This window comes from Streptococcus sp. 27098_8_22 (genome assembly GCF_041432415.1).
In the GTDB taxonomy this organism is placed as follows: domain Bacteria; phylum Bacillota; class Bacilli; order Lactobacillales; family Streptococcaceae; genus Streptococcus; species Streptococcus pseudopneumoniae_M.
Genome location: NZ_JAPVZP010000001.1, coordinates 451,800 through 467,175, shown reverse-complemented (window position 1 = coordinate 467,175; position 15,376 = coordinate 451,800). Strand labels below are relative to the sequence as shown.

1 protein-coding gene and 1 pseudogene are annotated in these 15,376 nt (G+C 41.6%); both read left to right on the top strand.

Annotation, left to right across the window (positions count from 1 at the left end; all coding sequences use genetic code 11):
• The first annotated feature begins 260 nt into the window (after positions 1-260).
• Complete coding sequence (locus O3633_RS02315; protein ID WP_371620238.1) at positions 261-7,211, top strand: SpGH101 family endo-alpha-N-acetylgalactosaminidase; 6,951 nt, start codon at positions 261-263, stop codon at positions 7,209-7,211.
• A gap of 155 nt (positions 7,212-7,366) precedes the next feature.
• Positions 7,367-15,373, top strand: a pseudogene (locus tag O3633_RS02310) (SIALI-17 repeat-containing surface protein); the annotation flags it as partial.
• Positions 15,374-15,376: the final 3 nt, after the last annotated feature.

Below are 15,376 nucleotides of genomic sequence, written 5' to 3'. Positions count from 1 at the left end.
ACGATGAAGTTTCCTTTTTTATAGCTATTTCTTTAGAAATAAGGCTATCTGAAAATCGTTTCAGACTTGCCTAATAATCGGATTTTACTTTTACTAGTTTTACCTATTAAACTATTGATTTTTTAAACTGTTTTTGATATATTAATTTGGTATAGAAAAAATTATATGTTTATCCAGAAGTGTTTAAAAATTGAGGAGGATATTTTTTTAAAATAAAATGCAAACGCTTACTTGGTAAACTGAAAGGAACAAAAAAACCGATGGATAAAGGATTATTTGAAAAACGTTGCAAATATAGTATTCGGAAATTTTCATTAGGGGTTGCTTCTGTTATGATTGGTGCAGCTTTCTTTGGAACTAGCACTGTTCTCGCAGATTCTGCACAAACAGGTTCAACAGCGACTATGCCAGCTGATTTGGCGGCAGCTCTTGCCAATGCTAAAGAGGATGATGGGCATGACTTTGAAGCACCAAAACCTGGTGAAGACCAAGGCTCTCCTGAAGTAACTGAAGGACCAAAGACTGAAGAAGAATTGCTGGCAAAAGAAAAAGAAACTGCAACAAGCTCAGCAGCTTCAGATACTCTTCCTGAAGAACTACGTGGAAAACTTGATAAGGCTGAAGAAAATGGCCGCACTGCCTCAAAAGAAGAACTAGAAAAAGAAGATAAAAGCTTAGTCCCAGAAGATGTTGCTAAAACAAAAAATGGAGAATTAAACTACGGTGCGACTGTCGAAATTAAAAGCCCTGCTGGGCTCGGTAGTGGTATCGTTATCGGGGAAAATCTCGTTTTGTCTGTTTCTCATAACTTTATCAAAGATGTTCCGGATGGCAATAATCGTAAGGTAGCTGATAATGTTGAAAGTGATGAAGATGTTTACACAATTTCTTATCAAGGGGCACCAGACGTTAAATTCAGTAAAAATGATGTGAAACACTGGGATCGTGAAGGATTCCTCAAAGGGTATAAAAATGACCTGGCAATCGTTAAGCTTCGTACACCTCTCGCAAATGCGCCTGTTGAAGTGACTGATAAGCCTGCGACAACTAAGGTAGGAGATAAGGTCCATGTATTTGGATATCCAAAAGGAGAGCTTGATCCGATTCTGAATACAACTGTTGAGGATATTAATAATCACGGAGAAGGTGTTCGTGGAATTAGCTATCAAGGAAGTGAACCAGGTGCCAGTGGTGGTGGCATTTTCGATGAAAATGGGAAATTGATTGGTATTCACCAAAATGGTGTATCTGGTAAACGTAGTGGTGGTATACTCTTCTCACCTGCTCAGCTAGAATGGATTCAAAACTACATCAAGGGTATTGAAACAACGAAACCAGCTGGTCTAGATGCTCTCGATAAACAAGTTGAGGACAAGGAAGAAAAACCAAAAGAGGATAAACCTCAAGAAGAAAAACCAGCTGACAATAAGCCAGCAGAAAACAAACCAGCAGAAAATAAACCTGCTGAATCAAAAGAAGTGACTCCAGAATGGAAAACGGTTGAGAATAAAGACCAACAGGGAACAGTAACAATCCGTGAAGAAAATGGAGTTCGTTATAACCAACTAGCTTCAACTGCTCAAAATGACAATGGTAAGAAACCAGCCTTGTTTGAAAAAGATGGTTTGACAGTCGATGCTAATGGGAATGCCACAGTTGATTTGACCTTTAAAGAAGAATCTGAAACAGGCAAGTCTCGTTTTGGTGTCTTCATGAAATTTAAAGATACTGATAACAATGTTTTTGTAGGGTATGACCAAGGCGGATGGTTCTGGGAATACAAGACAAACGGAAGTGGACTTTGGTACCAAGGTGGACGTGTTGCAGCACCGGTAAATGGTTCTGTTAACCACTTGACGGTCAGCCTTAAATCAGATGGACAACTCAATGCAACTAACAATGATGTCAAACTCTTTGACACAGTGACCTTGCCATCTGCAGTAAATGACAAACTCAAAGATGAGAAGAAAATTGTTCTTAAAGCTGGAACTTATAACAGTAGCGAACGAACAATTGTCAATGTCAAAACTGATGACCAAGAAGGTGTGAAAAACAATCAAGAAGCCGCTGAAAAAGAAAAGGGCGACACAGTAGATGATAGCAATGTCAAGTACGACACTATCGAATCTACAGTATTGAAAGCAGTCATTGACCAAGCCTTCCCACGTATTAAAGAATATGTCCTTAATGGCAACAAACTTCCAGGTCAAGTGCAACCGATTAATCAAGTTGTGATTAACAAGCACGCCGTAACTCCTGAAGTTACCTATAAGAAGGTCAATGCAACGACTGCTGAGTATGAAATGAAACTCCGTGATGAGGAAAATCTCATCAATGCAGATATGACCGTTCGTTTGCAAGTGGTAGATAACCAACTTCATTTTGATGTGACTAAGATTGTCAACCATAACCAAGTGACACCAGGACAAAAGATTGATGACGAACGTAAATTACTTTCTTCCATCAGCTTCCTAGGAAATGCCTTGGTATCTGTTTCTAGCGACCAAGCAGGAGCTAAGTTTGATGGGGCAACCATGTCAAACAACACTCACGTCAGTGGTGATGACCATATCGAAGTAACAAATCCAATGAAAGAATTAGCCAAAGGCTATATGTACGGATTTGTTTCAACAGATAAACTCGCTGCTGGTGTATGGAGTAACTCGCAAAATAGCTATGGTGGTGGTTCTTACGATTGGACACGTTTGACAGCTTACAAGAATACGATTGGCAATGCCAACTATGTGGAAATTCATAGCTCTGAATGGCAATGGGAAAAAGCCCACAATGGAGTTGTATTCCCAGCCTACACTCAAGAACTTCCAAGTGCAAAAGTTGTCATCACTGAAGATGCCAATGCTGACCATAAGGTTGACTGGCAAGATGGTGCGATTGCTTACCGTAGCATCATGAACAACCCTCAAGGTTGGGAAAAAGTTAAAGACATTACAGCTTACCGTATCGCTATGAACTTTGGTTCACAAGCGCAAAACCCATTCCTCATGACCTTGGATGGTATCAAGAAGATTAACCTCCACACCGATGGTCTTGGTCAAGGTGTACTTCTTAAGGGATACGGAAGTGAAGGACATGACTCTGGTCACTTGAACTACGCGGACATCGGTAAACGTATCGGTGGTGTTGAAGACTTTAAGACTCTTATTGAGAAAGCTAAGAAATATGGTGCCCACCTTGGTATCCACGTTAATGCTTCAGAAACCTATCCTGAGTCTAAATACTTTAATGAAGATATTCTTCGTAAAAATGCAGATGGTAGCTATAGCTACGGTTGGAACTGGCTTGACCAAGGTATCAACATTGATGCTGGTTATGACCTCGCTCATGGGCGTCTAGCTCGTTGGGAAGAGTTGAAGAAAGAGTTGGGCGAAGGTCTAGACTTCATCTACGTCGATGTATGGGGTAACGGTCAATCAGGTGACAACGGTGCCTGGGCAACTCACGTTATTGCGAAAGAAATTAACAAACAAGGTTGGCGCTTTGCTATTGAGTGGGGCCATGGTGGTGAATATGATTCTACCTTCCAACACTGGGCAGCTGATTTGACCTACGGTGGCTATACAAATAAAGGTATTAACAGTGCTATTACTCGCTTTATCCGTAACCACCAAAAAGATTCTTGGGTTGGTGACTACAGAAGTTATGGTGGTGCAGCTGACTACCCACTTCTAGGCGGTTATAGTATGAAGGACTTTGAAGGATGGCAAGGACGAAGTGACTATAACGGTTATGTAACAAACTTGTTTGCTCATGACGTTATGACTAAGTACTTCCAACACTTCACAGTCAGCAAATGGGAAGATGGCAAACCAGTAACCATGACTGACAATGGTAGTACCTATAAATGGACTCCAGAAATGAAAGTCGAGTTGGTCGATGCTGCAAATAACAAGGTTGTTGTAACTCGTAAATCCAATGATGTCAACAGTCCACAATATCGTGAACGAATTGTTACGCTTAACGATCGTGTGATTCAAGATGGTTCAGCCTACTTGACACCTTGGAACTGGGATGCAAATGGTAATAAGCTTGAAAGTGACAAGGAAAAAATGTACTACTTCAATACTGAAGCAGGTGCAACAACTTGGACACTTCCTAGCGACTGGGCAAATGGTAAGGTTTACCTTTATAAACTAACTGACCAAGGTAAAACTGAGGAAAAAGAAGTTGCCGTGAAAGATGGTAAGATTACCCTTGACCTCACTGCAAATCAGCCATATGTTCTCTATCGTTCTAAACAAACAAATCCTGAAATGTCATGGAGTGAAGGAATGCATATCTATGACCAAGGATTTAACAGTGAATCTTTGGATCATTGGAAGATTTCGGGAGATGCTTCTAAGGCTGAAATCGTGAAGTCTCAAGGTGCAAACCAAATGCTCCGCATCCAAGGCAATACAGAAAAAGTTAGTCTCACTCAAAAATTGACTGGCTTGAAGCCAAATACTAAATACGCAGTCTATGTCGGTGTAGACAACCGTAGTAATGCTAAAGCAAGTATTACTGTTAATACTGGTGAAAAAGAAGTAACCAACTACACCAACAAGTCACTCGCTCTCAACTATGTAAAAGCCTATGCTCACAATACTCGTCGAAGCAATGCAACGGTTGATAACACAAGTTATTTCCAAAACATGTATGCTTTCTTTACAACAGGTTCAGATGTATCAAATGTAACCTTGACCTTGAGTCGTGAAGCAGGCGATGAAGCAACTTACTTTGATGAAATCCGTACTTTTGAAAATGAATCAAATATGTACGGTGACGGTCATGATACTGCAACAGGCGTTTTCAAACAAGACTTTGAAAATGTCGGCCAAGGTATCTTCCCATTTGTCATCGGTGGTATCGAAGGTGTTGAAGACAACCGTACTCACTTATCTGAAAAACATGGTCCATACACACAACGTGATTGGAATGGCAAGAAAGTTGATGACGTTATCGAAGGAAATTGGTCACTCAAGACAAATGGTCTCGTAAGTCGTCGAAACTTGGTTTATCAAACAATTCCACAAAACTTCCGCTTTGAAGCAGGCAAGACCTACCGTATCACATTTGACTATGAAGCTGGTTCTGACAACACTTATGCCTTTGTAGTCGGCAAGGGAGAATTCCAATCTGGTCAAACGAGCAATATGGAAGTGCATGAATTGCCAAATACATGGACAGATTCTCAAAAAGCGAAACGTGCAACCTTCCTCGTGACAGGTGCTGAAACTGGCGATACATGGGTAGGTATCTACTCTACAGGCAATGCAAGCAACACACGTGGAGATTCTGGTGGTAATGCTAACTTCCGTGGTTACAATGACTTCATCATGGATAGACTTCAAATCGAAGAGATTGTCTTGACTGGTAAGATGATGACAGAAAATGCTGTCAAGAACTATCTTCCAACTGTAGCCATGACTAACTACACCAAAGAAACAATGGATGCTTTGAAAGAAGCAGTCTTCAACCTCAGCCAAGCAGACGATGATATTAGTGTCGAAGAAGCTAAGTCTGAAATTGCTAAGGTCAATGCTCTTAAAGACGCTTTAGTGATGAAGAAAACAGCTCTTGTAGCAGATGACTTTGCAAGTCTTACAGCTCCTGCTCAGGCTGGTGAAGGTCTTGAAAATGCCTTTGATGGCAACGTGTCAAGTCTATGGCATACATCATGGAGCGGAGGAGATGTTGGCAAACCAGCAACTATGGTATTGAAGGAACCAACTGAAATCACAGGCTTCCGTTATGTTCCACGTGGTTCAGGTTCAAATGGTAACTTGAAAGATGTTACTCTTGTAGTAACGGATGAAACAGGTAAGGAACATACCTTCAATGCAACCAATTGGGCTAACAATAATAAACCAAAAGATATTGACTTTGGTAAGACTATCAAGGCTAAGAAGATTGTTCTAACTGGAACAAGAACCTACGGTGATACAGAAAACCAATATCAATCAGCTGCAGAATTGATCTTTGCTCGTCCGCAAGTTGCTGAAACAGGTCTTGATACAGCAGCCTATGAAGCGGCCTTGGCTAAAGCTCAAAAATTGACTGATAAGAGCAATCAAGAGGAAGTAGCAAGTGTTGTTGCCAGCATGAAATTTGCAACAGATAATCATCTCTTGACAAATAGAATGCTTGAATTCTTTGCAGATTATCTCGACCAGTTGAAAGACCAAACACCTACCCCAACTCCAGATCCAGAACCAACTCCAGAACCTAAACCTGAAACTCCAACATCAAGCAAGGGAGACGAAGCTGCGCCAGTTGTTGACCTTCCAGAATTCACAGGTGGTGTAAATGGCGCTGAAGCAGCTATCAATGACCTTCCAGAGTTTACTGGAGGAGTGAACGCAGCTGAAGCCGCTGTTCATGAAGTTCCAGAGTATAGTGAAGTTGAAGGAACCGCAGGAAATGAAGTGGCTATCCATGAAGTTCCAGAATTTACTGGAGGTGTGAATGCAGCTGAAGCCGCTGTACACGAAGTTCCAGAGTATACAGGTGCAATCGGAACAGCAGGTGACCAAGCTGCACCTACAGTAGACAAACCAACTGAAGGTGTTCGAGTCTTGTCAGATAAGACTACAGGAGTTGTAGTTGCAGGACTTGCAAGAGATTTGGCTACAGATCTTAATCTTAAAGTTCAAAAAGTAACAGACCAAAGTCTACAAGGTGTGAAATTTGATGCTTATGCTCTTCATTTAGTTGATAAAGATAAGCATGAAGTTCAAGCGAAGGGTGTAGTGCTCGTTCGACTTCCAGTTTCTGGTGAAGTAGCTGGAGTATATTACACTGCATCGGGTGAAGCAGTAAGCTTTACAAATGGTCAAGGTGTAGTTGAGTTTACAACTAGTCAGCTAGGACACTTTGCAGTAGTTTATAAACAAATTTCTAAACCACAAACGCCATCAGTAGGAGAGCCAGGGCATAAACCACAAACTCCATTAACTGAGGAACCTGGAAGTCAAGTACAGACTCCATCAACAGAGAAACTGGATCATAAACCACAGGATGCTGCAGTACAAAAACTTGATCAGAAATCAGTTGATACTGCTAAACCAGAAATGAAGGAAGTAGCAGCTAAACAAGAAGCGAAGGATAAACTTCCAGAAACTGGTACAAGCAAGTCAGAGCATCTCTTCTTCCTTGCCAGTCTCAGTCTAGCAATGTCTGCTCTATTTCTTGCAAAAAGAAAAGAAGATTAAAATACAAAAAAGTTTTCATTAAAAGAGAGCTTAGATTCCACATTTATTGTAGTGGAGAAAAAGGAAACCCAGAGAGGACCCTCTAGGTCCTCTCTTTTTCTAAAGGGGAATGAGAACGCTTACTCTTGTGAGCGTGTGAAAGGAAATAGGAAAAAATGGGAAAACATTTTTTTGAGAAACGGTGTCATTACAGTATACGTAAATTTACAATCGGCGCAGCTTCTGTTATGATTGGTGCCAGTATCTTTGGAGCTGGTATGGTTCAAGCTGCTGAAACAGAAGGAACTGCTGAGACAGAAGGAACAATAACACAAGCTCAGCCTCTGGATAAACTGCCAGCAGATATAGCAGCAGCTATTGAAAAAGCAGAAGCAAGTGCTGGAACTGTAGATGGTCAACCTGCAGCGTCAGAAACTGAAGCAACTGCAGCTGAAACAACTACTCCAAAACCAACTGAAACTCCTGCTCCTAAGGAAGAAGCAGCTCCAAAACCAGCAGCAACTCCAAAAGAAGAAGTAGCTCCAGCAGCTAAACCAGCTGAAAAGCCAGTAACCAAAGATTTGGTCGAAACACCAGATGTCAATCATTTAGAAAAAGCTTCTGCTACAGCATCAAACCATGAAGCCAACACACAATACACAGCAGAAAAGGCAATTGACGGAAAACCTGAAACTCGCTGGGCTACTGATCAGAACGTTGAGAAACCAACCATCGAATTTACACTTGAAAAGACAACAGTGATTAAGCATGTGGAGATTGATTGGGACCGCCGCGTTCGTGGTGAACAAAATGATCCAAATATCAAATCATGGAACCTCTATTACGCTGGCCAGGATGATGTGAATGGATCAGGAGTTAAAGAATGGAAGTTGGCCTATCAAAGAACAGGAAATCCTCTTCTTGATGAAAAAATTGACTTGAAAGAAGCTATCCAAGCCAAATACCTTAAACTTGAAATTACAGATTATCAAGCAGGTACAATGAACTGGAAAAATGTTGGGATTCAAGAAATTCGAGCTTACTCAAACGTTCCAGACGCTAGCAAACCAACAGATATTCGCCAAGTGACAGAATTAGCTGTTGCTGAAGATGGGAAATCACTTGTCTTGCCTAAGTTACCTGGTCAAGTTAGCTTGATTGGTAGCAACAAACAGGGAGTTGTTGATCTTAATAACAAAATCTATAAACCCTTAACAGATCAAACTGTTAAGGTCATGGTCCAACAAGTCAAGGATACGCATACTTTCACAAAAGAATTTGAAGTAGTCATTAAAGGCTTGCATACAGACGAAGGCGTTGGCAATAAACCAGCAGTTGCTCCAGCAGTTCAACAATGGTATGGAACTGAAGGTAAAACTTCAATTACAGCAAATTCAGTAATTTCTCTGGGTGATTCAGGTTTTGATCAAGCAGCATATATGTATCAGTTAGACCTTACTAGTCGTGGTCTAGAACTTGCTCTTGGTGGTCAAGAAGCTGAGAAACGGATCGAATTTAAAAAGGTTGAAGACAAGGGCTATGGCAAGGAAGGCTATGGTATCACTGTTAAAGATGGAGTTATCACCGTAGAAGCTGCGACCAATGCAGGAGCATTTTATGCTACACGTACCCTTCTTCAAATGGGCGAAAATGATTTGCAAAATGGAGAAATCCGTGACTTCCCAAGCTTTAGCCATCGTGGTTTTATGCTAGATACAGGTCGTAAGTTTATCCCTTATGATACGCTTGTAGATATCATGCTAAACATGGCCTACTACAAGATGAACGACTTGCAGTTGCACTTGAATGATAACTATATCTTCTTAAAAGATCATTTAGCAGGGAAAAATCTTACTCCTCAAGAGGAACTGGATTATGTTCTTAAAAATGCTAAGACAGGCTTCCGTGTAGAGACTGATGTTGTCGGTGAAAATGGTGAAAAATTAACATCTGACGAGTATTACACTAAGGAAGAAATGCAAGAAATCATCAAGTTGGCAAAAGCTTTGCATATCAACCTTGTTCCTGAAATTGACACACCAGGTCACGCCCTTTCATTTGTTAAGGTCCGTCCAGACTTGATGTACAAGGGTCAACTTAGTGCGAGAAAACACAATGTAGAACGTGTAGCTATGTTGGACTTAGATAACAAGTACGAAGAAACGCTCGCTTTTGTCAAATCAGTCTATGATAAATTGCTCGATGGTGAAGACGCACCGCTTCATGGCGTATCTACAGTTCATATCGGTACAGATGAGTACTATGGAAGTCCAGAAAGCTATCGTCGCTATGTCAATGATATGATCCAGTACATCAAAGGCAAAGGCCTAACACCTCGTATTTGGGGTTCACTCAGTGCCAAACAAGGAACTACGCCTGTTGATTGGAAAGATGTAGAAGTTGATATCTGGAGTATTGGTTGGCAACGACCAGCAGCTGCCATTGCTCAAGGTGCTAAAATTATCAATATCACAGATATTCCAACCTATAGTGTTCCAAGTGGAAGCAATAGTCAAGGTGGTTATGGGGATTATGCAAACTATGAAACTCAATATAATCGCTGGACACCAAATGACTTCTCAACAGGGGGAGGCCCACGCCTAGAAGCCTCTAATCCAAATATCCTTGGTGGTGGTCATGCGGTTTGGAATGATAATATTGATCTCCATGAAACTGGACTCACTTCTTACGATATCTTTAAACGTTTCTTCAAGAGTATGCAGTCTACTGCAGAACGCACCTGGGGTTCAGACCGTGCAGCAAAGACCTATGCAGACCGTATTCAACCAGCAAGTGTTTATGCACCTCAATCTAATCCAGATAAGACCGTAGCTGAAGAAGACTTGTTCAAGATTAATCCTGAGACTGTCAAAGATTATCTTGCTAAGAAAGTACAGAAGACTGAAGCAGGTTTGAACTTCGAAAAAGATAGCACTATCGAAGGCCTAGTTGGTGATGCTGGACCAAGTCATGTCTTGAAATTGGATGTGACTGTGACTGGTGATGGCCAACAAACCTTCTCAACAAGTGGAAACAACCAACTCTATCTTGCGGATAAGGATGGTTATCTTGCCTATACTTTTGAACAATTCCATATCCAATTCAACAAGAAACTTGAAAAGAATAAACGCTATCAAATTTCTGTTGTAACCAAACCACAAGTAACAGAAGTTTATGTGGACGGTGAAAAGGTTGAACGGATTGCAAATCCAGCCAATCCACGTTTGGCTCACAATAGCTTGGTACTTCCACTTGAAACAATCGGTGGCTTCAAAGGAATCTTGCATAGTGCTGAGTTGTCAAATGAAGCATTCGTCAATCCACGTTTGATTCCAAATGATCATTTTACAGTTTCTGCAACTAGTCAGGAATTACCAGGTACCAATGCAGAAGGTCCAGTAGAAAAAGCCTTTGACAATGATCCAAATACCTTCTGGCATTCAAAATGGTCTGGACATCAAGCCCCATTCACAGTTGCAATGAACTTGAAAGCAAGTGAAACAGTCAATGGTTTGACCTATCTTCCACGTCCAGGTGGTGGTAACGGAGTCGTGACATCTTACGAAATCTATGCTCAAAAAGATGGTCAAATGGTTAAAGTTGCTTCAGGAACTTGGGAAAACAATGCTAAAGAGAAAACAGTTAACTTTGATGCCATTGAAACCGATAAGGTAGAATTTAAAGTTCTAGCAGGTGCTGCAGGATTTGGTAGTGCTGCAGAAATTCAACTTCTGAAACCAGTTTCTACTAACAAAGCAGAAGAACCAGTTAGTCCAGAAAAACCTGTGACACCAGAAAAACCTGAAACTCCAGAAAAACCTAAAGTTGAGGAAATGGGTGATGGGACAACTGAACTTGCTGATAGCTTTGTAGCTACGAAACCTACAAGCGACGAGGCAGTTGCTGCAGCAGCCCAAAGTCAAGATTATCTCAAGAAAGAGTACAAGGTCTTCCCAACACCACAAAAAGTAACTTACGATGAAGGTGTTACGAAACTCCATAAACAAGTTAATCTTGTCATGGGCGATCAATTAGATATCTATACTCGTAACCGCTTGAAGAGTGTCCTACAAGATCATCAAATCTCTTACACAAGCAGTCAAACAGCAGTGGCAGGTGCTACCAACATCTACCTTGGTGTTCATGGTCAAAATTCACAGGCTGAAAAAGAAGTGTCTGGCATTTCTCAAGGACTCTTTGATAAGATTGATGCCTATGCCTTGTCTATCAAGAACAATACAATCTCTATCGTCGGTAAGGATACAGATGCTGTCTTCTACGGTTTGACAACTCTCAAACACATGCTTAATGAAAGTGAAGCTCCAGTCTTGCGTAATGTAACAGTTGAAGACTTCGCTGAAATTAAGAACCGTGGCTTTATCGAAGGATACTATGGTAACCCTTGGAGCAATGCTGATCGTGCTGAATTGATGCGCTATGGTGGTGACTTGAAGTTGACTCAATACTTCTTTGCACCAAAAGACGATCCATACCACAACAAGAAATGGCGTGAACTTTATCCAGAAGAAAAATTAGCTGAAATCCGTGAATTGGCACGTGTCGGAAACCAAAACAAGACTCGTTATGTTTGGACCATCCACCCATTCATGAACAACCGTATCCGTTTTGGCAACGATGCTGATTACCAACAAGATTTGGAAACCATTAAGGCTAAATTCACTCAATTGATGGATGTCGGTGTCCGTGAGTTCGGTATTCTAGCCGATGATGCTCCAAGTCCAGTTGGTGGCTACAATAGCTACAACCGCTTGATGAAGGACATGACAGATTGGTTGACTGAAAAACAAGCAACTTATGTTGGTCTTCGTAAGGAAATGATTTTCGTCCCAGGTCAATATTGGGGTAATGGACGTGAAGATGAGTTGAAATCACTCAACGAAAATCTTCCAAGTTCAGCATCAATGACCCTTACTGGTGGTAAGATTTGGGGTGAAGTGTCTGAAAGCTTCCTCTCTAACCTTAAGAATAACCTGACTGCAGGAGGTAAGACCTACCGACCAGTTTCTCTATGGGTAAACTGGCCTGTTACAGATAACTCTAAACAGCACTTGATCTTGGGTGGCGGTGAGAAATTCCTTCATCCAAATGTAGACCCAAGTCTCCTCTCAGGTATCATGTTGAACCCAATGCAACAATCTGAGCCTTCTAAGATTGCCCTCTTCTCTGCAGCTCAGTATGCATGGAAACAATGGAAGTCTGAAGAAGAAGCTAAGAAAGTAAATGACATCGCCTTCAACTTTGTTGAAACTGGTAAGTTTACAGATAGCGAAGCATCAGTTGCCTTCCGTGAGCTTGGTAAACATATGATCAACCAAAACATGGATGGTCGTGTTGTGAAGTTGGAAGAGTCTGTTGAACTTGCACCGAAATTGGATGCCTTCATGGCTAAGCTAAAAGCAGGTCAAGATGTCGGTGCAGAGCGTGAAGGCTTGCGTGCAGAATTTGCTAAACTAAAAGCTGCAGCACAACTTTATAAAGCATCTGGTGATGAAAAGATGCGTGCTCAAATCCACTACTGGTTGGATAATACTATTGACCAAATGGACGCCTTGAGTGCTCTTCTTGATGGTACAGAAGCTATTGCTACGAATGATTCTGCAAAACTTTGGGATAGCTATTACAAGGGCTTGAAACTCTACGAACAATCACAAACTCATACCTTCCATTATGTAGACCATGATGAGAGAGCTGAGTTGGGTGTTCAACATATCCGTCCATTCTTGCTTGGACTTCGTGAAATCCTTGCAACAGAAGTTCAAAAAGCCTTGCATCCTGACCAAGTCATTAGTACCTTTATCACAAACCGTACCGGTGTCGAAGGTGGACTTGCTGAAGTAACTGACGGAGATTTAGGAACACATGCCCTTATCAAATCACCAAACAGCATCCAAACTGGTGACTATATTGGTTTGAAATTTAATAAGGCTGTTTCAGTTCAAAACTTGACCTTTGCAATGGGAACTCAAGCAAATCCTCGTGATACCTTCAACAACGCTAAGGTTGAGTATCTCAATGAAAATGATGAGTGGGTAACCCTTTCAGAACCAAGCTACACTGGTAATGAGCCTCTGCTTAAATTTGAAAACCTCAACATCAACGCTAAAGCTGTTCGCATGATTGCGACTTCAGATCGTGGAAACACTTGGTTTGCGGTAAGAGAAATTGCTGTTAACCGCCCTGTAGAAGTTACTCGTGCTAAACAGTCAGCTACTGTGACTATCAGTCCAAATCTTATGTACAAGTACAACACAACAGTTGGACAGATTACAGATGGACGTGATAATACTGAAGCCATGCTTGCAAATGCTGATAGAACAGACACAACTCCAGTCAATGGTTGGGTACAACTTGACTTGGGTGAAGTTAAACCTGTGACCAAGGTTCGTCTGGTTCAAGGATCAGGAGATAAATTAGCAGAAGGTGTTCTTGAATATTCTGCAGATGGTAGCTCATGGCAAGAATTGGATCGCTTGACTGGTGAACAAACAAAAGAAATCGAAACTCCAATTTCAGCTCGCTACGTTCGTGTTCGCAACACCAAGAATATCAATCTATGGTGGCGTATCGCTGACTTCTCAGTTGAAACACGTGCAGGCAATAGCGAATTGACTGATACAAACGTTGAAAGCTTGAAGTCAACTCCAGTTTATGACAGCCTAGGCCGTTATGACCTACAAATTCCAAGCGGAACTAAGCTTCCAGCTAATAGCTACTTGGGTATGAAACTTGATCGTCTGCACCAAGCTGAAAGCATTCAAGCACTTGGTACAGAAAATCCATCCCTCAACTTGGAATACTCTCCAAATGCTCAAGAATGGTATCCAGCTGATCAAGTGACAGATAAGTCCTTGGTACGTTATGTTCGTTTGATTAATAAAACTGACCAAGAACAAGCAGTGACAGCGACATCACTACTCGTTCAGACAAAAGAAGTTCAACCAACAACACTTGATTCTACATCAATGGGAATCCACCCAACATACGGTCGAAATGACGTTCGTAAGATCAAGAACTTGGATCAATTATTCGATGGTGTTTACAATAACTTTGTAGAGTTTTCAGACTATGCTCGTAAAGACGGTCATATCACCTTGAAACTTGGTAGCGAACGTGACATCAAGAAGATTAGAGCTTACATCCAAGACGGCACTCAAAACTATCTCCGTGATGGTAAGATTCAAGTCAGTCAAGATGGTAAGACTTGGACAGATGTTGTGACAGTTGGTGACGGCCTTGCTAATGAAACACGTGATGATTCCTTGACAGATGGCTGGACACATGATTCTAAGATGCCAGGAAATCGCTATATCGAGGGTGAACTTTCAAGCCCAGTTAAAGCCAACTATCTCCGTGTTCTATTTACAGCAGACTATGATGCTCGTTTTGTAGGCTTCACTGAGTTGGTGATCAATGATGGCGAATTCGTAAAACCAATCAATGACCCTACTGTAGAAGGAAACAGCGGTGAAAGCCAAGGCAACCTTTACACTAATATTGTTGATGGTAAAGTCTTAACAAGCTACAAGGCTGAGAAAGAACAAGGAGAACTTGTTTACCACTTGTCAGAACCGACAGCTGCTAACCATATCCGACTTGTTTCAAGTATTCCTCAAGGAGTGAAAGCTCGTGTGCTTGCTCGCACTTTGAAAGCAGATAGAGACGGAGCTTGGACAGATCTAGGAGCAATTACCTCAAGCTTCCAAACATTTGCAGTGAGAGAAAAAGCGCCATTGTTGGATGTCAAACTCGTTTGGGAAGGTGGCAAACCTGAGTTTTACGAAATGACGACCTTCCACCAAGAGCTTCCAGAAGAACCAGAGAAACCAGCTCCAACTACAAGTAAGGGTGACGAACCAGCACCAGTAGTAGAAATCCCAGAATTTACTGGTGGCGTAAATGGTGTCGAAGCAGCTGTTCATGAAGTTCCAGAGTACACTGAAGCTATTGGCACAGCAGGTGATGAAGCAGCACCAGTAGTAGAAGTCCCAGAATTCACAGGTGGCGTAAATGGTGTCGAAGCGGCTATCCATGAAGTACCAGAGTATACTGAAGCTACAACAGAAGCAGACAAGATTCCAGCACCAGTAGTAGAAGTCCCAGAATTCACAGGTGGTGTCAATGGAGCAGAAGCAGCTGTTCATGAAGTTCCAGAATATACTGGTGGG

Bases quoted from the DNA above. Each gene is read 5' to 3' on its own strand.
- O3633_RS02315 (WP_371620238.1), top strand. From the start codon at position 261: ATGGATAAAGGATTATTTGAAAAACGTTGCAAATATAGTATTCGGAAA.